A 17,433-nucleotide genomic window follows, 5' to 3' on the forward strand; every position below is an offset into this window, starting at 1 on the left:
CCACTCAAGCCTGCGCATCGGGGCAGGCAGAAGGCTGTGCTTTTTGCACCGCATCGGTGGCCAAGGCAGCGTTGTAGGCGGCCATGGTGAGCGGCAAGCCTTCCAAATTCACGTTGAAGCGCTGGGCATTGAAGATTTGCGGCACCAGCGCGCAGTCAGCCAAGGTCAGGCTGTCGCCCCAGCAAAAGGTAGATGGCGGCAAGCCTTGCGCATTGCGCTCGGCCGCCAGCAGCACCAGTTGGCGCTCGAAAGCCTCCAGCCCGGTACGGCACCAGTGCTGGTACCAGCTGTTTTTGACCTCTTCGCTCAGACCCAGATCGTTCTTCAAATAACCGAGCACGCGCAGGTTGTTGATGGGATGGATCTCGCAAGCCACTTGCAGTGCCAGCGCCCGGATGCGTGCGCGTGCCAGCGCCTTGCCTGGCAAGAGCGACGGCGTTTCCGGATAGGCCTCGTCCAACCATTCGATGATGGCCAGCGACTGGTTCAGCCAGTGGCCATCTTCCGTCTCCAGCGCGGGCACCAGCGCATCGCCCACATGGCTGGCAAAGCCGGGCGCCCGGTGTTCGCCCTTGACCAGGTGGACCGGCACATAGTCGTAAGGCAGGCCTTTGACGTTGAGGGCAATACGTACGCGGTACGACGCAGACGAGCGGAAATAGTTGTGCAGCTTCATGGCTGCAAAGCATACCGCAGGACGCCCTGTGCTTGCAGCTGCAACCACTGCGCAGTCGCCAGCCGGACAGGCTGCCTACCCGCCCGCAGCCGCCCGATACAAGGCTTTACCTGAGCGGCAGCATTTTTTGCCTGATAATTTTTGCCACCGCTTCATCCACGGCGTTTTCCGCGCCATAACCAGAGACAAGCATGAGCCACTACGTCATTCCCGCGCCCCAGCAAGCCACGGTGCCCGTACAGGGCAGCAACGAGCTCTTTCCCGTGCACCGCATCTACTGTGTGGGCCGCAATTACGAGGAGCACGCCAAGGAAATGGGCTTTACCGGCCGCGAGGCGCCGTTCTTCTTCATGAAGCCAGCGGACGCCATCGTGGCCGTGGCTGCGGGTACCACCGGCCAGGTGCCCTACCCCACGCTCACCAGCAATCTGCACCATGAAATTGAATTGGTGGTGGCCATTGGCAAGGGTGGCAAAAACATCAAGGCGGCCGATGCGGCCCAGCACATCTGGGGTTACGCCGTGGGCCTGGACATGACGCGCCGCGATCTGCAAGGTGAGATGAAGAAGCAAGGCCGCCCCTGGGAGATCGGCAAGGCTTTCGAAGCCAGCGCGCCCATCGCTCCGCTGGTGCCTGCCGCCCAAGCCGGCGATGTGAACCATGCCGACATCTGGCTGAAGGTGAACGACGCCGAGCGCCAGCACAGCAACGTCAGCAAGCTGATCTGGAACATAGCCGAGACGATTGAAGTGCTCTCGCAAGCCTGGGAGCTGCAGCCCGGCGACCTGATCTTTACCGGCACACCCGAAGGCGTGAATGCCGTGGTCAAGGGCGATGTGCTCGAAGGCGGCGTAGCCGGCCTGCCTTCGCTGAAGATCCAGTTGGTCTGATGGCTGGCGCTGCTGGCGCCGCCGCAGCTATTGGCGCGCGAACAATCCGCGCGGCAGTTAAGGCCAATTAACGCCAGCTAAGACAGCAAGCGCAGCAACAGCATGGCAGCCAACATGGCTGCCATGCAGATAAGCACAAATTTCAAAGATAAGCCGCTGCTTCCCGATGGTTCGTCAGCGCGGCTTTCCTCCACCCTTCTCGCTTTTTGGCGTGGCACTGCGGGTGCGGTTCTGGGCACAGGCTTGGTTGCGGCTGCTGACGGCGCTTCTTGCAAGAGCAATTGCACGGCTTGCTCACGCGCTGTTTGCTGCGCTTGGCGCTGCAAATCGGCCACGTCGTAACGCTGCCCCAGGCGCTTTTCGCTGGCATCGCGCCACACCTCGACAAACTCCGGCGACCACAGCGCACAAGGCAGCAGCTTCACATGGCGGCTGATGTTCGGAGCAATCACCAGCGGCACGCCCGTATAAGACAACATGCCATCGGGCAAATGGGCCTGCTCCACCCACATCGAACTGAGCTTCAACGGGTAGCCAAACAGCTGCTCGGGCACGTCCTCGCTCAGCTTGCGCACATCTTCCTGCCGCAGATAGTGGCCAATGGCCTGCACTTCGGCAGGCCAGTCCCCGCCCTCAGGCAAAGATTTCAGCTGCAGCAAACGCTGCGCCACAAAGGCCAGGTCGGCATACGACAGGTAGTTGTTCGGGTCAAAAACCACTTCGGCCAGCGACAAGCCCACATACTGCGGCTCGTACAACAAGCGGTTGGCCTGGATGACCGCGCCACAGACAAAATAGCCCGCCTGCAAAATACCCTGCTGCTGCGCAAAATAGCTTTGCATCTGCGGCTGCACCGGCCGGCTCGGCAGCGCGTTCAGCACTTCACCATGGCGCTGCGCGGGCAAAGCGGCCCAACGCTGCCGGTAGGCGCTGTCTCGGTCTGCGGGCGCTGCTGGCAAGGCCTGATCGGGCTGCTCCAACACCTTGATATTGATGAGCGTGCTGAGGCTGCCCAGCAAATCAGCGCTCTCCTGCACCCAGGCGTGCTGCACCACGCCGGGCAAGGCCAGCATGCCAAAGCTGCAGTGCCGATCTTCGGGAAAGTTGACCACGGCCGCGCCGCCTTCGATCTGCGTCCAGCGCGGAATGCCGTGGCTGGTACGTGCTATCCACTCAGCTACGTAAAAGCTCAAGAGCATCAAAGTATCTACGTCTTTTTGCTCGTCAAAAACCGGCCGTTGCGCCGCCAAGCGCAAGCGGCGCTGCTTGCTCAGCCAAGCCTGAATACGTTGGATGCTGCTCGGCGAATAATCCAGCCCCAACAGAGCTTGGAGGTTCTGCGCGGCGCGCGGCAAAAACAGCAGCGGTTTGCCATGCGCCAAGGCCCAGACGCTTTGGCGCGCAATAAAGTTCAGCGGTGGCGCAGAAGCATTTGGCATCATCGGCGGCGCAAAAACAAAAACCAGTAACCGAACATCAGCACGCCAACCAAAAGCGGAATGAACTTGCCAAACACCCAAAACCCCGCTTTGGCGCCGCCGGTATAGGCCTGCATCGACACCTCTTGCACAGTCAGCCCCTGCACTGAGCCCAGGCCAAACTGAATCACCACCGGCTTTTTCTTCTCGACATGGAAAGCGCTCGGAATATCGCAGCGCATCAGCAGCGTTCCCGGTTTGGGGTTGGATTTTTCTGCGGCGCAAAGCACCACTTTGCCGCCTTGCTCGTCGCCAATAGTCGCAATCACCACCGCCTTGGCCAAACCCGAATGGTTAGAGCTGCGCTCGCCGCTGACCACTGCTTCCAGGCGGTAGCCGCCCTCTTTCGGATCGGCGTTGACCACACCCTGCGCGGGCCGGTCTTTCCAGGCGGCAGCGTCGTTCTTGGCCGCCTCTTGCAACATTTTGCTCACCTGCTCAGGCGAAGCCTTTGCGTCCATGACCGGTTTGTCATCGGCCTGCGCCCATGGAGAAAGCAGCGAGGCACAAAACAGCAAGGCCATTGGCTGAATGAAGCGCATAGCAGGATTTTTTTCTGAGAAAAAGAAATTCTAGAGGCGCCTCTGCCAACGCCAATCCCGCCCGATGCAGCCACACAACAGCGACTGCGATTTAAGCAAAAATGGGCCAGGCGTTGTTCAAACAGCGAAAACCTGTTGTAAAACCAAGCGCAAGCACAGCTTTGCGCCGCCACCCTTGAAATAGCTCAAGCAGCGCAGCAAAACCACAGCGCCATGGCGCACAATAGCCTGCATGACTTCTCGCGCCCCCGTTGATTACTGCCGCAAGTGCGGCACCAAGGTTGACCACCGCATACCCGATGATGGCGACACCAAGGTCCGCGCCATCTGCCCCGCCTGCGGCACCATCCACTACGAAAACCCGCTCAACGTTGTTGGCACCGTGCCCTATCTGGGCGATCAGGTGCTGCTGTGCAAGCGCAATATCGAACCGCGCAAAGGCTACTGGACTTTGCCGGCCGGCTTCATGGAGCTGGACGAAACCACCGGCGCCGGCGCAGCCCGCGAGACGGACGAGGAAGCTGGCGCCGACATCACGCTCGGCCCGCTGTTCTCCATCATCAACGTGCCCCATGTCGGGCAGGTCCACATCTTCTACCTGGCGCAGCTCAACAGCGATCAGTTCCAGCCCGGCTGGGAAACCATGGAAGCGCGCCTGTTCCGCGAAGACGAGATTCCCTGGGACGACATCGCCTTCCGCACCGTCAAAGTCACGCTGCGGCGCTATTTTGAAGACCGCAAAAAAGGCAGCTTCGGCATCCATGCCGTGGATCTGGAGCCGCCCAAGCAACCGCTTTGACAGGCCCTGCACTTCTGGCAGTACCATTGCCGTCTAGTATTTTGCGCACCTACCGTATGACTTCCACTCGCCGCCACTTCTTCGCCCGCTCTGCAGCCTTTCTGTCGCTTGCCGGTGGTGCGGCCACCTTTGCACTGCCCGCGCAAGCGGCCAAGCTGGTCGATATGGCGCAGGCCATGGTCGAGAAATACAAGCTCGGCCACAGCCTGCCGCAAGTGGCCTTGCAGCTGGCCGCCAAATCGCCCGACTACCAGTTGCTGATCGACAAAATGGGCGCCCAGGCCGCCCAGCAGCAGCTCATTGCCGCTGCGCGCCAGGTGGTGCCGCCTTACCAAAAACAGTGGGATACGCTGCTGGCCAACGCCTACGCGCAAACGTTCAGCGAAGTCCAGCTCAAATCGCTGCTCGATATGGGCCCCAAATCGCCGCATGCGCAGCTCATGCAAAGCAAGCAGGCTGACATCAACCAGCAGATGCAAAAAAATGCCTCGGGCATGTTGCGCGAACTGCTGGGCAAAATGTTTGTAGCGGCACAACAGCCAGCGCCCAAACCCGCTGAAAAGGCAGCTGAAAAAGCGCCAGAAAAAACCAAAAAATAAACGGCTTGCGCGTAGAGCGAAAACGGAAAAAGGCCTTGCACTTTGCACGCAAGGCCTTTTTTCATGGTTCAGCGGAGAGAAACTCAGCCAGCCTCAGGCAAAAAGAAGGCGTCCGGGTGGGCGTCTATGTAGGTGGCCAGCGGGCTGAAAAAAGCTGCGTTATAGCCGCCGCGCACACCTTTGCGGTGGATGAAGCCGTAGTAACGCGATTCCAACTCGCCCCAGAGCTCTTCCGTGCCTTTGGCCAGTGCGCTGTAGTGCGCCAGCATGGCTGCGGCATTGTTAGCCGCGGTGCCGCTTGCGCCAGCATCGCTGTCTTCGTCTTCGCCCAGTTGCTCAAGCATCAGAATGCGCTGCTCGCGGTCTTTGGGAATGGGCCGCTGCGCAAACGCCGCATAAGCCTGCTCGAAAATAGCCGCGCATTCCTGCATGCCCAGCAAATGGAAGCCTTGCAAGGCTTCTTCGGCCAACTCGCCGTAGCTGTTGTAGAAGAACTGCGAAAAGCCGCCATTGCAAACCTGCCCATCGGCGTTCAGGATGGCCCAGACGGCCAGCTGTTGCGGCGTCAAATCAGCAGCCATGGTAGCGGCGTGCGCCGGGTCGTCCCAACGCCAGACCTCTTGCACGCGGTCCATGCTGTATTCCACAAAGGCGTAGAGCTTGCCCTTCCACTGCGTATCCAAGGGTTCCAGGCTGCGCCTGGGCATGCGGTAATCCACTGGTTCGCTCCTTTGCCTTAACTGATCAAGCCTGGCCCGTTGCCAGCAAGCGCAGCATGCCGGCCTCGTCGAGCACGGCCACGCCCAGCTCCTCGGCCTTGGCCAGCTTGCTGCCGGCTTCGGCACCGGCCACGACATAGCTGGTTTTTTTGCTGACCGAGCCAGACACCTTGGCGCCTGCGGCTTCGAGCAGATCTTTGGCCTCGTCGCGGCCCATGGTGGGCAAGGTGCCGGTGAGCACAATCGTCATGCCAGCCAGAATCTGCGGCGGCTTCTCGGCCGGCGCACCTTCTTCCCAGTGGATGCCGGCAGCGCGCAGCTGCTCCACCACCTCGCGGTTGTGCGGCTGCGCAAAGAAAGTGTGGATGCTTTGCGCCACCACCGGGCCCACATCGTTTACCTGCAAGAGCTCTTCCACCGAGGCGTCCATGATCGCGTCCAGCACGCCAAAGTGCTTGGCCAGATCTTTGGCCGTGGATTCGCCCACATGGCGGATGCCCAGGCCAAACAAAAAGCGCTGCAGTGTGGTCTTTTTCGAGGCTTCGAGCGCCGCCAGCACGTTCTGCGCCGATTTCTCTGCCATGCGCTCCAGGCCGGACAAGGTGGCAATGCCCAGCTTGTACAGATCCGGCAAGGTGCGGATCACGCCCGCATCCACCAGCTGGTCGACCAGCTTGTCGCCCAGGCCTTCCACATCCATCGCACGGCGTGCGGCAAAGTGCAAAATCGCCTCTTTGCGCTGCGCCGAGCAGAACAGGCCGCCCGTGCAACGGTGGTTGGCCTCGCCTTTTTCGCGCACCACCGCGCTGCCGCAAATCGGGCACGCTGAGGGCATATGGAAGTTGGGCACGTAGGCAGGGCGTGCACCTTCCACGCGGCCCACCACCTCGGGGATCACATCGCCAGCGCGGCGCACGATCACGTCGTCGCCCACGCGCACGCCTTTTTTGCGGATGTCGAACACGTTCGACAAAGTGGCGTTGGTGACAGTCACACCGCCCACAAACACCGCCGCCAAGCGCGCCACCGGCGTCAGCTTGCCGGTGCGGCCTACTTGCACGTCGATGCCGTCAAGGTGCGTCACCATCTCTTGCGCCGGGTATTTGTGCGCAATGGCCCAGCGCGGCTCGCGGCTGACAAAGCCCAGCTCTTGCTGCAGCGCGCGGCTGTTGACCTTGTAGACCACGCCATCAATCTCGTACCCCAGGCTGGCACGTTGCTCGCCCATGCGCTGATGAAAAGCAACCAGCTCTGCGGCGCCGCGCGCAATGCATACCTGCGGCGCTACCGGAAAGCCCCAAGCCTTGATCTGCATGAGCATGGCGTAATGGCTCTGCCAATCCGGCCCACCACTGTTTGCCGGCGTTACCTCGCCCACGCCATAAGCAAAGAACGACAGCGGCCGCTGCGCCGTGATGTTCGAGTCGAGCTGGCGCACGGCACCTGCTGCCGCGTTGCGCGGGTTGACAAAGGTCTTGCCGCCCGCCGCTTCTTGCTTGCGGTTGAGCGCATCGAAATCGTCGCGCCGCATATAGACCTCGCCGCGCACTTCCACCACCGGCGGCACGCCCGCATTGGCAGGCAAAGACAGTGGAATCTGGCGGATGGTGCGGATGTTGTGCGTCACATCTTCGCCCACCTCGCCATCGCCACGTGTAGTGGCCTGCACCAGCTGGCCGTTTTCGTAACGCAGGTTCATGGCCAAGCCGTCGAACTTGGGCTCAGCCACGTATTCCACCGGCTCTGCCAACAGATCCAAGCCCAGCTCTTTGCGGATGCGCGCATCAAACGCCTCGGCACCGCTGGCCTCGTTGTCAGTCTCGGTACGGATGCTCAGCATCGGAACCGCATGGCGCACAGGCAGCAAGCCATCGAGCACCGCGCCAATCACGCGCTGCGTAGGTGAATCAGGCGTGACCAGCTCAGGGTGCGCTTTCTCCAGCGCCTCCAGCGCCTGGTAGACGCGGTCGTACTCGCCATCGGGCACGCTGGGCGCGTCTTGCACATAGTATTCATGCGCCCAGCGCTTGAGCTGCTCACGCAGCGCCGCTGCCTGGCTGGCAACCGCTGCGGGCTGCTCGGGCGCCGGTGCGGCAAAAAGGTCAAAATTCTCAGCCATAAGGCTTGGCTCCGGAAATCAAGGGGAAGCGCCACGGCAAGCGGGCTTCGACAAATCGTTGCATGGCACTATACGGCCAAAAAAGTGCCGCACAAGGGCGGATACCTGCGGCAACAAAAAAGGCTGCACAAAGGCAGCCTTACCAAGGAAGATAGCGTGATCAGCTGAACAAGCGTCGTGCGGCCAGCGAGCCGGCAGCGAGGTCGCGCTGTTCCAGCTGGTCGTAGAGGTTTTCCAGGTCTTGGGCGATCGGGTCGACCACCATCACGGGCAGCGGCGTGCCGTTCTGGTCGCAGATCACACCGTCCATCTCGGCGCACAGGGCTTCGGCGGCGGCGCGCATTTTGTCGAAGGGCTTTTCGCTGCGGCTGACATGGGGCACGTCCAGGCTCAGCAGCACATCGCGCAGCGCGCTTTGCTCAGGGTCGTCGGCCAGGGCGGCTTGGGCGTCGTAGCTCAGCGCCAGAATGGCTGGCATTTGTGGCGTGCTGGCGGGCATGACCATGCGGCCCGGGCCAGCTGCCACAAAGCCGTGCTTGGCAGCAATTTGGGTGACGTAGCCGGGGCTCCACGAGGCACGCTTGGCGCGCAGCATGAAGGCCAGTTGCGCATCGTGCTCGCTGGCAAAAATATCCAGCTCGCGGGCACGGGCCACTTCTTGCAGCATGTCGGGCAGATCGGGTGAGCCGCCAATGGTGTCGGCGAACTGCTGCACCTTGCCAACGAATTCGGAAAACTCGATCTCGTTCATCGGGCCGTGGCGGTTGGCCAGCTGAATGCCGGCCTGGAAGCCAGTGTAGCGCTCGCCGGCCTTGGGCAGTTCCCAGGTTTGCGTGCTCTCGTTCATGCCTTCGATGTTGAACGCCTTGTTGCCGGCGCGGAAGCTGCTGGGCATGGCGGCAATGGCCGCGTTACCGGAGACAACGCCTTCGGTGTGCACGGGGGCGATGGCGTCGGTCAGCGCATCCAGAATCTGTTGGCGCTCACCCAGGTAGGTGCCGGGGTTGCCGCTGCGTGCCACGGTGCCTGCGGGGAAGGCATCGGCGCTGGCGTTGCCGCCCAGGTTGCCACCGAGCTTGGGGCCTTGACCGCCCAACTGGGCATCAAGCACCGGGTCGCCCGTGGCGTTGCCTACTTTGCCGTCAAAGCCCGGCTCGTAGCGCATCTCGCCTTCTGCGGCAGGCGCGGCAACCGATTCTTCGGGTTTGGGTTTCTTGGGTTCGTTGCGGCGCGCCGACCAGGTGTTGTAGGCGACGTACAGCACCAGAATGACACCGAAGGTGATGACCAGGGCCAGTTGAAAATTACTCATACGATTTGGTTCTTAAATGTCCGTCAGGCAGTCTCTGCCATCGACAGTGCCGATTCCATGTCCACCGCCACGATGCGCGAAACGCCCTGCTCCTGCATTGTCACACCAATCAGTTGCTGGGCGATCTCCATCGCGATCTTGTTGTGGCTGATGAACAAAAACTGCGTGCCCTTGGCCATGGTGGCCACGAGCTTGGCGTAGCGCTCGGTGTTGGCGTCGTCCAGCGGCGCGTCCACCTCGTCGAGCAAACAGAAAGGCGCCGGGTTAAGCTGGAAGATGGCAAACACCAGCGCAATGGCGGTCAGCGCTTTTTCGCCGCCCGAGAGCAGGTGAATGGTCTGGTTCTTCTTGCCTGGCGGCTGCGCCATCACCTGTACGCCCGAATCCAGAATTTCGTCGCCGGTGATGATGAGCTTGGCCTGGCCGCCACCGAACAGCTCGGGGAACATGCGGCCAAAGTGCTGGTTCACCGTGTCGAAGGTGCCCGAGAGCAGCTGGCGGGTTTCCGCGTCAATCTTCTTGATGGCGTCTTCCAGCGTCGTCATCGCCTCGGTCAGGTCCTTCATCTGCGAATCGAGGAAGGTCTTGCGCTCGCGTGCGTGGTTCAGCTCGTCGAGCGCTGCCAGGTTGACGGCGCCGAGCGCGTCGATCTCGCGGTGCAGGCGGTCAATCTCGCCTTGCAGGCCGGTCAGGCGCACATTGCCTTCCTTGATGGAGGCGGCCAGCGCTTCCATGTCGGCCTGCGCGTCGTTGAGCAAGGTGGTGTATTGCTCCAGGCCCAGTTGCGCGGCCTGTTCTTTGAGCTTGAATTCGGTGATGCGGTCGCGCAGCGGCTGCAGCTCGCGCTCGAACTGCTGGCGGCGCTCGTCGCTGCCGCGCAGGCGGGCGGTCAGATCGTCGTACTCGCTGCGGCGCCCGGCCAGCTCTTTTTCGCGCTCCATCTTCAGGTTCAGCGCGTCTTGCAAACCGCCTTGGGCGGCTGCGTCGTTGAGGCGGCCCTGCTCTTCTTGCGCCCGCAGCTGTTCTTCGCCCAAGGCCTTGGCCTGCTGCATGGCGGTTTCCATGGTGCGGTTGAGCTCGGCCCGGCGGGCGTCCATGCTGCGCTGGCCAAACACGGCTTCTTGCGCCTGGCGCTCCAAGGCGCGCAGTTGCTCGCGGGCGCTGCTCAGCTTGCGTTCCAACTCATAGACTTGCTCGTCCAGCTGGGCGTGGCGCTCCTGACTGTCGGCCAATTGCATGTCCAGCTCTTCAAAACGGGCTTCGGCAGCAATGCGGCGCTCTTGAATCTCTTCGAGCTGGATGGTGACTTCAGACAAATCAGCGTCCAACTGAGCCGTGCGTGCCCGCGCCTGCTCGGCCAGCTGGGTTTGGCGCAGTGTTTCCACCTGCAGTTCGTGGGCGCGGTTGCGGGTTTCGGCCGCTTCGTTGCGCGCAGCCACCAGGCGTTGCGAAGCATCGGCATAAGCCGATTCAGCCCGCACCAAGGCATTGCGCGCTTCTTCGCCTATCAGCGACTGGGCGCGCAGCTCTTTCTCCAGATGCTCAATCTCTTGTGCACGCGCCAACATGCCCGATTGCTCGGAGTCTTGCGCGTAAAAGCTCACGCTGTGGCTGCTGACGGCGTGGCCGGTGGGCACAAAAATGGTTTCGCCGGCTTTGAGACGGCTGCGTTGTGCCAGCGCTTCGTCCAAGGTGGGCGCGGTGTAGCAGCCGCACAACCAATCGACCAGCACGGCGCGCAGGCCGGCATCGTGCACGCGCAACAGATCGGACAGTTGCGCCATCTGGCCTTGCGGCGCAGCGCCGGGGGCCTGGGGCGTGCTGTAGAAAGCCAGGCGGGCCGGCGGCGCATCTTGCGCGCCCGCGCCCAGAAAGCCGCGCACCATGTCGAGGCGGCTGACTTCAAGAGCAGAGAGGCGCTCGCGCAATGCGGCTTCGAGCGCGTTTTCCCAGCCCGATTCAATCTGGATGCGGCTCCACAGCCCTTGCAAACCGTCCAGGCCGTGCTTGGCCAGCCAAGGTTGCAATTTGCCGTCGGTTTTGACTTTTTCTTGCAGCGCTTTCAGCGCTTCCAGACGGGCGGCCAGCTCGGCCTGCCGGGCGCCTTCGGTATTGACCTGTTGCTGCTTGTCGCGCCGCGCTTCGTCCAACTGCGGCACACTGTCTTGCAGCTCCAGCAAGCAGGCTTCGGCAATTTCTGCGGCCTCGGCGGCTTCGTCGTTCTGCTGCTTGAGGTTGTTCAGGCGCGCCTCGTCGGGCGCGGCCATGGCGTTGCGGTCGGTGCGCAGGCGTTCGCTGCGCACTTCCAGGCCACGGCTTTGTTCGTTGAGGCTGCGCTGCTCGGCGGCCAGCACCTGGATCTGTTGCTGCACCTGGGTGACAGAGCCTCGCTGCTCGTTGGCGCGTTGCTGCGCCTGGCGGTGCGCCTCTTCCATGTCGGGCAGCTGCAGGTTTTGCTCTTCCAGCTGCGCGGCCAGCATTTCGGCTTTTTCTTCGGCGTCCATGCCCTGGCCGGCCAAGGTCTCCAGCTCAGCCTCGGATTCGTCCTTGCGCACGACCCACATGGCAATCTGCTCGGCCAACTGCACCAGGCGGTTTTCCACGCGCTGGCGGCCTTCCACCACGTAGCGGATTTCAGCCTCGAGGCGCCCGACTTCGGCCGTGGCCTCGTAGAGCTTGCCTTGGGCCTGGTTGACGGTGTCGCCCGCTGCATAGTGCGCTTGGCGGATCGATTCCAGATCAGCCTCCACATGGCGCAAATCGGCCATGCGGGCTTCCAGGTCGTTGACGGCTTTGAGGCCTTCGAGGCGCACTTTCTCCTGGTCTTCGGCGGCATCGCTGCGCTTCAAAAACCACAGCTGCTGCTGCTTCAAAGTGGCGCTGGCGTTCAGCGCGTTGTACTTGGCGGCCACTTCGGCCTGCTTTTCCAGTTTGTCGAGGTTGTTGTTGAGCTCGCGCAGAATGTCTTCGACGCGGGTCAGGTTTTCGCGCGTGTCGTTCAGACGGTTTTCGGTCTCACGCCGGCGCTCTTTGTATTTGGAGACGCCAGCCGCTTCTTCCAGAAACAAGCGCAGCTCTTCGGGGCGCGATTCAATAATGCGGCTGATCGTGCCCTGGCCGATGATGGCGTAAGCGCGCGGGCCCAGGCCGGTGCCCAGGAACACGTCTTGCACGTCGCGCCGGCGCACCGGCATGTTGTTGATGAAGTAGCTGCTGTTGCCGTCGCGCGTGAGCACGCGCTTGACCGCGATTTCGGTGTACTGGCTCCACTGGCCGCCGGCGCGGTGGTCGCTGTTGTCAAAGCTCAGCTCCACGCTGGCTCGGCTGGCCGGTTTGCGGTGGTTGGTGCCGTTGAAGATGACGTCCTGCATGGATTCGCCACGCAGCTCGCTCGCCTTGCTCTCGCCCAGCACCCAGCGCACCGCGTCCATGATGTTGGACTTGCCGCAACCATTGGGCCCGACCACGCCCACCAGTTGGCCTGGAAGCATGAAATTGGTCGGCTCCGCAAACGATTTGAAGCCAGCAAGCTTGATGGAATTGAGACGCACGGTGCAGGGGTTCTCTCTCTAGGTCGCTCTTATAGGCAGATGTACTCAGGCCGACATAATACCGCGCCCTCCTCGCCCGTACCGGCCAAAACGCCCTGGCTTGCGCTTTGCCCGCCCGCTATGGCAAAGAAGTGTTGCAATGCAGCAGCGCCACCAATAAACACAGCTGCACCCAGGGCAAGCCGCTGCAATGACAATGCAGCCATGGATTCGACCCTGTCTGCCACCGCCGCCACGTCGGCCCCCACCAGCCAAGCTACCCAGCCGGGCGCGCACTGGATCAATGGCTTTGCCCAGCTGCCACCGGTTTTCTACACCCGCCTGCAGCCCACGCCGATGCCGCAACTGGCGTTACACGCCCACAACGACAGCTTGGCCCAAAACATGGGCTTGGCCGAAGGCTGGTTGCACAGTGATGCAGCAGCACAAGTGCTCGGCGGCAATGCGCTTTTGCCGGGCATGGACGCCATGGCCACGGTCTACAGCGGCCACCAGTTCGGCCAGTGGGCTGGTCAATTGGGCGATGGCCGCGCCATTTTGCTCGGTGAACTGGCTTTGCCCGGGCAAAAACAGGGGCAGGAGCTGCAGCTCAAAGGCGCTGGCATGACGCCTTACTCGCGCATGGGCGATGGCCGCGCGGTGCTGCGCTCGTCCATCCGCGAATACCTGTGCAGCGAAGCCATGCACGCGCTGGGCATCCCCACCACGCGAGCGCTGTCGCTGGTAACTTCGCCGCAGCCGGTGTACCGCGAGACGGTGGAAACCGCCGCCGTCGTAGCCCGCGTAGCGCCCAGCTTTGTGCGCTTTGGCCATTTTGAGCATTTCGCCGCTCGCGACCAGGTGGAGAACCTGCGCACACTGGCCGATTACATGGTCGAGCGCTACTTTGCCAGCGCCGCCCAGCATGCCAGCGGCTCGCCCGAGCGCTATGCCACCTTGCTCAAAGAGGTAGCCGAGCGCACAGCGCGCATGATCGCCCAATGGCAGGCCGTCGGCTTTTGCCATGGCGTGATGAACACCGACAACATGAGTCTGCTGGGCCTGACCATCGACTACGGCCCGTTCCAGTTTCTCGACCATTACGACGCCAACCACATCTGCAACCACAGCGACAGCAGCGGCCGCTACGCCTTCGCGCGCCAGCCACAAATCGCCTACTGGAACCTGTTCTGCCTGGGCCAGGCACTGCTGCCACTGATTGAAAACGAACAGAACACGATTGCCGCCATCGACGCCTACAAGCCGGCGCTGGAGAGCGCCATGCTCGGCGCCATGGCAGCCAAGCTCGGCCTGCCCGAGCAAGCTGCCGGCATTGCCGAACTGGCCAATCCGCTGCTCACACTGATGCAAAAACACCGCGTGGATTACACGCTGTTCTGGCGCGAATTGTCACAATCGGTGAAAGAAAACCGCGCGCCCATCGTCACGCACTGGTTCGCGGGCGACCAGGCGCTGGACGATTGGCTGCTACAGTATCAGGAGCTTCTCGCGCACACCGACCGCGCACAAGCGGCCGATTTGATGCTGAAAACCAACCCGCGCTATGTGCTGCGCAACCACCTGGGCCAACAGGTGATCGAGGCGGCGCAAAAAGACGACTGGGCACCGTTTGCCCGCTTGCAAAGCGTGCTGGCCGCACCATTTACCGACCACGCGGGCTGCGATGATTTGGCCGCCCTCCCGCCCGAATGGGCGCAACATATTGAGATCAGTTGTTCGTCATGAGCTTTCCTGTCCAGAAAACCGATGCGCAATGGCAGGCCGAACTGGCCGCCAAACAGGCCGAGCCGGCAGCCTACCAAGTCACCCGCCATGCGGCTACCGAGCGCCCATTCACCGGCAAGTTCGAGCAGCACTGGGCCGACGGCAGCTACCACTGCGTGTGCTGCGGCGCCAAATTGTTCGATAGCGACACCAAGTTCGACGCTGGCTGCGGCTGGCCGAGCTTCTCGCTTGCCGTGCCCGGCGCGATCCAAGAAAACGTAGACCGCAGCCACGGCATGGTGCGGGTGGAAACCGTCTGTGCGCAGTGCGGCGCCCACCTCGGCCATGTCTTCCCTGATGGACCCACGCCCACCGGCCTGCGCTATTGCATGAACTCCGCCGCCCTCGATTTTGAGGCGCAGAAATAAGCGCACCGGAACTTTCTGCCGCCAGCACTGTCCGACAAAGCCGCGCCCTCAGCGCAGCTTAAGTTTGGAGCGTTTGGCTCGCGTATCATTGCCAGCAGTTGCAGTCTCTACGCCCAGAACAAGCACTCCAAACCGCCAGGCACTGCTTTTTGTTTGCGCACCAGTGTCTGCCCGGCAGCGCTGATCTTGCCCTTTGTTATGAAATTTCTGATCGATTTTTTCCCCATCCTGCTGTTTTTTGCGGCCTTCAAGCTGTGGGGCGTGTTTGTGGCCACCGGGGTCGCCATCGTGGCCACCTTCGCCCAGATTGCCTATCTGCGCTACAAGACCGGCAAGGTCGAGCCGATGCAGTGGATCAGCCTGGTCATCATCGTCGTCTTTGGCGGCGCCACCCTCATTTCGCACAACGACACCTTCATCAAATGGAAGCCCACCGTGCTGTATTGGGTGATGGCCGTGGCGCTGCTGGGCGCCTACTGGATTCTGGGCAAAAACCTGATCCAGAAGCTCATGTCCGCCCAGGTGCAGCTGCCGCAAGCGGTCTGGAACAAGCTCAACTACAGCTGGGCCATTTTCTTTGTGCTGATGGGCGTGCTCAATATCTGGGTGGCTTACCAATTCGATCTGGACACCTGGGTCACCTTCAAGATGTTTGGCGGCCTGGGCCTGATGCTGGTTTTCGTGATTGGCCAAGCGCTCTATCTGAGCCGCCATATCCAAGAAGCACCGCCTGCCGCCGACAAACCACAGGATTCGCTGCCGCGCTAAGCCGCCAGCCACATTTGCAACACCAATAACAGCTGCCGGCACTGCGCAAGCAAGGCCATCCGCCGCACCATAACCAGTTTCTGCCATGCAAGCCCACGAGATCAACGCCGCCGCCATTGAGGCTGTGCTGCGTGCCAAACTCCAGCCCACCGAGCTTGAAGTCATTGACGAAAGCTACCAGCACGCCGGCCATGCCGGGGCCAATGGCACAGGTGTGGGCACGCATTTTCGGGTGCGCATCGCTTCACCATTTTTTACGGGTGTATCTCGCGTAGGCCAACACCGGCTTGTGTATGATGCGCTCCAAGCATTCATTGACGCGGGCTTGCACGCCCTTGCCATTGAAGTCCTGTAATGCACTCGCCGCAGTGTCGCTGCGGTGCATTTTCATTTCATTGATAAACACTTTGGATTTCGCATGAAAAAACAGCTCATGTCCGGCCTGGTGGCCGCTGCACTGCTGGGTTCCGCTGCCCTGCCCGCCGTGGCGCAGAACATCGGCATCGTCAATGGCAAGCCCGTTCCTTCGTCGCTGCTGCAAACCTTCAAGGAGCAGATGGAGCGCAGCGGTCGCCCTGTGACGCCCGACCAGGAAGCCCAGATCAAGGACGCCATCATCGAGCGTGAAATCTATGCCCAGGCCGCCCGCGCCCAAGGCCTGGATGCCACCGAATCCTTCAAAGGCCAAATGGAACTGGCCAAGCAAGGCGTGCTGACGCAAGAGCTGTTCGCCGCTTATGAGAAGTCCCACCCGGTCACCGACGAAGCTGCCAAGGCTGAGTACGACAAGTTCGTGGCTGCCAACCAAGGCAAGGAATACCACGCTTTCCACATCCTGGTCGATAGCGAAGACAAGGCCAAGGCCTTGATCGCCCAGATCAAGAAGGGTGCCAAGTTTGAAGACCTGGCCAAGAAAGAATCGAAGGACCCAGGATCGGGCCAACGCGGTGGCGATCTGGACTGGGGCAATGCCGCCAACTACGTGCCCGAGTTCTCGGCCGCCATGGCCAAACTGGGCAAGGGCCAGATGACCGACACCCCGGTCAAGACCCAGTTCGGTTACCACATCATCCGCGTTGATGACACGCGTGATGCCCAGCTGCCCAAGTTTGACGATGTCAAGCCACAAATCCAGCAGCAACTGCGCCAGCAACAAATCCAGAAGTACCAGCAAGAGCTGCGCGAAAAGGCCAAGGTCGAGTAATCGCCCGGCACTTTAGCGAAAGCGCTTCTCTGCAACCCCTGCCCCGCGCAGGGGTTGTGCTTTTGGTGGCTGCATCCGGTGCCGCTGCCGATACACTAGGCGCGAACCTCCCGCCCCGAGCAGCGCTGCCGCCGGTTTGCCAGCGCTGTCCATTACAGAAAGAAAACACCCCATGCGACTTCTGCACACCATGCTGCGCGTTGGCAACCTCCAGCGCTCCATCGACTTCTACACCCAGGTGCTGGGCATGAGCCTGCTGCGCACCTCGGAAAACCCCGAGTACAAGTACTCGCTGGCCTTTGTCGGCTACGAAGGCGGCAACCCCGGCCAGGCCGAGATCGAGCTGACCTACAACTGGGGCGTCGAGAGCTATGACATCGGCACCGCCTACGGCCACATCGCCCTCGCCGTGCCCGACGCCTACGCCGCCTGCGAAAAGATCAAGGCCGCTGGCGGCAACGTCACGCGCGAGGCCGGCCCCGTCAAGGGCGGCAGCACGGTGATCGCTTTTGTCACGGACCCTGATGGCTACAAGGTAGAGCTCATCCAACGCGCCGAAGGCGCAGCCGGTGGCGGTTTGCGTTAAACCACCGCTCCCAGCTTTGCCCTCTGAGCCACGCCAACGCGTGGCTTTTTTGCGTTCG

The 17,433-nt window shown here is 61.8% G+C and carries 16 protein-coding genes; 9 read left to right on the forward strand and 7 right to left on the reverse strand.

Annotation, left to right across the window (positions count from 1 at the left end):
* Positions 1-4 precede the first annotated feature (4 nt).
* On the reverse strand, positions 5-676 hold the full coding sequence (gene maiA, locus ACFIQF_RS09385) for a maleylacetoacetate isomerase (protein ID WP_393942215.1): 672 nt from the start codon (positions 674-676) through the stop codon (positions 5-7).
* A 191-nt stretch (positions 677-867) separates the two neighbouring features.
* Here maiA and ACFIQF_RS09390 point away from each other — a divergent pair, with 191 nt between their 5' ends.
* A complete protein-coding gene (locus tag ACFIQF_RS09390; RefSeq protein ID WP_393942217.1) occupies positions 868-1,566 on the forward strand; it encodes a fumarylacetoacetate hydrolase family protein in 699 nt (232 codons plus the stop codon).
* A gap of 77 nt (positions 1,567-1,643) precedes the next feature.
* Here ACFIQF_RS09390 and ACFIQF_RS09395 read toward each other — a convergent pair whose 3' ends face one another.
* Together ACFIQF_RS09395 and ACFIQF_RS09400 are read right to left on the reverse strand one after the other, a co-directional pair.
* Entirely contained in the window at positions 1,644-3,008 is a 1,365-nt protein-coding gene (locus ACFIQF_RS09395; protein ID WP_393942219.1) for a hypothetical protein, read from the reverse strand.
* A complete protein-coding gene (locus ACFIQF_RS09400) occupies positions 3,005-3,505 on the reverse strand; it encodes a hypothetical protein (protein WP_393942221.1) in 501 nt (166 codons plus the stop codon). Before ACFIQF_RS09400 ends, ACFIQF_RS09395 begins: the two co-directional genes overlap by 4 nt.
* Before the next feature lie 313 nt (positions 3,506-3,818).
* Here ACFIQF_RS09400 and ACFIQF_RS09405 point away from each other — a divergent pair, with 313 nt between their 5' ends.
* Both ACFIQF_RS09405 and ACFIQF_RS09410 read left to right on the forward strand, forming a co-directional pair.
* Entirely contained in the window at positions 3,819-4,385 is a 567-nt protein-coding gene (locus ACFIQF_RS09405; RefSeq protein ID WP_393942223.1) for an NUDIX hydrolase, read from the forward strand.
* 56 nt (positions 4,386-4,441) lie between these two features.
* Complete coding sequence (locus tag ACFIQF_RS09410; RefSeq protein ID WP_393942225.1) at positions 4,442-4,984, forward strand: hypothetical protein; 543 nt, start codon at positions 4,442-4,444, stop codon at positions 4,982-4,984.
* A gap of 83 nt (positions 4,985-5,067) precedes the next feature.
* Here ACFIQF_RS09410 and ACFIQF_RS09415 read toward each other — a convergent pair whose 3' ends face one another.
* From ACFIQF_RS09415 to smc, 4 genes are all read right to left on the reverse strand, one after another.
* On the reverse strand, positions 5,068-5,691 hold the full coding sequence (locus ACFIQF_RS09415; protein WP_393942227.1) for a DMP19 family protein: 624 nt from the start codon (positions 5,689-5,691) through the stop codon (positions 5,068-5,070).
* A 37-nt stretch (positions 5,692-5,728) separates the two neighbouring features.
* On the reverse strand, positions 5,729-7,822 hold the full coding sequence (gene ligA, locus ACFIQF_RS09420) for an NAD-dependent DNA ligase LigA (protein WP_393942228.1): 2,094 nt from the start codon (positions 7,820-7,822) through the stop codon (positions 5,729-5,731).
* A gap of 160 nt (positions 7,823-7,982) precedes the next feature.
* The gene (locus ACFIQF_RS09425; RefSeq protein WP_393942230.1) at positions 7,983-9,134 is read right to left on the reverse strand and encodes a cell division protein ZipA C-terminal FtsZ-binding domain-containing protein; all 1,152 of its coding nucleotides are present in this window, start codon (positions 9,132-9,134) and stop codon (positions 7,983-7,985) included.
* Between the two features lie 23 nt (positions 9,135-9,157).
* Positions 9,158-12,685, reverse strand: a complete 3,528-nt coding sequence (smc, locus tag ACFIQF_RS09430) for a chromosome segregation protein SMC (protein WP_393942232.1) — start codon at positions 12,683-12,685, stop codon at positions 9,158-9,160.
* Between the two features lie 204 nt (positions 12,686-12,889).
* Here smc and ACFIQF_RS09435 point away from each other — a divergent pair, with 204 nt between their 5' ends.
* From ACFIQF_RS09435 to gloA, 6 genes are all read left to right on the forward strand, one after another.
* The gene (locus ACFIQF_RS09435; RefSeq protein WP_393942234.1) at positions 12,890-14,410 is read left to right on the forward strand and encodes a protein adenylyltransferase SelO; all 1,521 of its coding nucleotides are present in this window, start codon (positions 12,890-12,892) and stop codon (positions 14,408-14,410) included.
* Positions 14,407-14,817 carry a peptide-methionine (R)-S-oxide reductase MsrB gene (gene msrB, locus ACFIQF_RS09440; protein WP_393942235.1) on the forward strand — a complete coding sequence of 137 codons (411 nt, stop codon included), beginning with the start codon at positions 14,407-14,409 and terminating at the stop codon, positions 14,815-14,817. Before ACFIQF_RS09435 ends, msrB begins: the two co-directional genes overlap by 4 nt.
* Before the next feature lie 198 nt (positions 14,818-15,015).
* On the forward strand, positions 15,016-15,585 hold the full coding sequence (locus ACFIQF_RS09445; RefSeq protein ID WP_393942237.1) for a septation protein A: 570 nt from the start codon (positions 15,016-15,018) through the stop codon (positions 15,583-15,585).
* Positions 15,586-15,670: 85 nt separating this feature from the next.
* Positions 15,671-15,940, forward strand: coding sequence for a BolA family protein (locus tag ACFIQF_RS09450; RefSeq protein WP_393942239.1), 270 nt, complete (start codon positions 15,671-15,673; stop codon positions 15,938-15,940).
* Between the two features lie 63 nt (positions 15,941-16,003).
* Positions 16,004-16,789 carry a peptidylprolyl isomerase gene (locus ACFIQF_RS09455; protein WP_393942241.1) on the forward strand — a complete coding sequence of 262 codons (786 nt, stop codon included), beginning with the start codon at positions 16,004-16,006 and terminating at the stop codon, positions 16,787-16,789.
* Positions 16,790-16,961: 172 nt separating this feature from the next.
* On the forward strand, positions 16,962-17,375 hold the full coding sequence (gene gloA / locus ACFIQF_RS09460; protein WP_393942243.1) for a lactoylglutathione lyase: 414 nt from the start codon (positions 16,962-16,964) through the stop codon (positions 17,373-17,375).
* Positions 17,376-17,433 lie beyond the last annotated feature (58 nt).

The organism is Comamonas trifloxystrobinivorans, from assembly GCF_043359985.1.
GTDB lineage: Bacteria > Pseudomonadota > Gammaproteobacteria > Burkholderiales > Burkholderiaceae_C > Comamonas > Comamonas trifloxystrobinivorans.

Bases quoted from the DNA above. Each gene is read 5' to 3' on its own strand.
- ACFIQF_RS09425 (WP_393942230.1), bottom strand. From the start codon at position 9,134: ATGAGTAATTTTCAACTGGCCCTGGTCATCACCTTCGGTGTCATTCTG.
- maiA (WP_393942215.1), bottom strand. From the start codon at position 676: ATGAAGCTGCACAACTATTTCCGCTCGTCTGCGTCGTACCGCGTACGT.
- ligA (WP_393942228.1), bottom strand. From the start codon at position 7,822: ATGGCTGAGAATTTTGACCTTTTTGCCGCACCGGCGCCCGAGCAGCCC.
- ACFIQF_RS09410 (WP_393942225.1), top strand. From the start codon at position 4,442: ATGACTTCCACTCGCCGCCACTTCTTCGCCCGCTCTGCAGCCTTTCTG.
- gloA (WP_393942243.1), top strand. From the start codon at position 16,962: ATGCGACTTCTGCACACCATGCTGCGCGTTGGCAACCTCCAGCGCTCC.
- ACFIQF_RS09400 (WP_393942221.1), bottom strand. From the start codon at position 3,505: ATGGACGCAAAGGCTTCGCCTGAGCAGGTGAGCAAAATGTTGCAAGAG.
- ACFIQF_RS09405 (WP_393942223.1), top strand. From the start codon at position 3,819: ATGACTTCTCGCGCCCCCGTTGATTACTGCCGCAAGTGCGGCACCAAG.
- ACFIQF_RS09390 (WP_393942217.1), top strand. From the start codon at position 868: ATGAGCCACTACGTCATTCCCGCGCCCCAGCAAGCCACGGTGCCCGTA.
- ACFIQF_RS09450 (WP_393942239.1), top strand. From the start codon at position 15,671: ATGCAAGCCCACGAGATCAACGCCGCCGCCATTGAGGCTGTGCTGCGT.
- ACFIQF_RS09435 (WP_393942234.1), top strand. From the start codon at position 12,890: ATGGATTCGACCCTGTCTGCCACCGCCGCCACGTCGGCCCCCACCAGC.
- msrB (WP_393942235.1), top strand. From the start codon at position 14,407: ATGAGCTTTCCTGTCCAGAAAACCGATGCGCAATGGCAGGCCGAACTG.
- ACFIQF_RS09445 (WP_393942237.1), top strand. From the start codon at position 15,016: ATGAAATTTCTGATCGATTTTTTCCCCATCCTGCTGTTTTTTGCGGCC.
- ACFIQF_RS09395 (WP_393942219.1), bottom strand. From the start codon at position 3,008: ATGATGCCAAATGCTTCTGCGCCACCGCTGAACTTTATTGCGCGCCAA.
- ACFIQF_RS09415 (WP_393942227.1), bottom strand. From the start codon at position 5,691: ATGCCCAGGCGCAGCCTGGAACCCTTGGATACGCAGTGGAAGGGCAAG.
- ACFIQF_RS09455 (WP_393942241.1), top strand. From the start codon at position 16,004: ATGAAAAAACAGCTCATGTCCGGCCTGGTGGCCGCTGCACTGCTGGGT.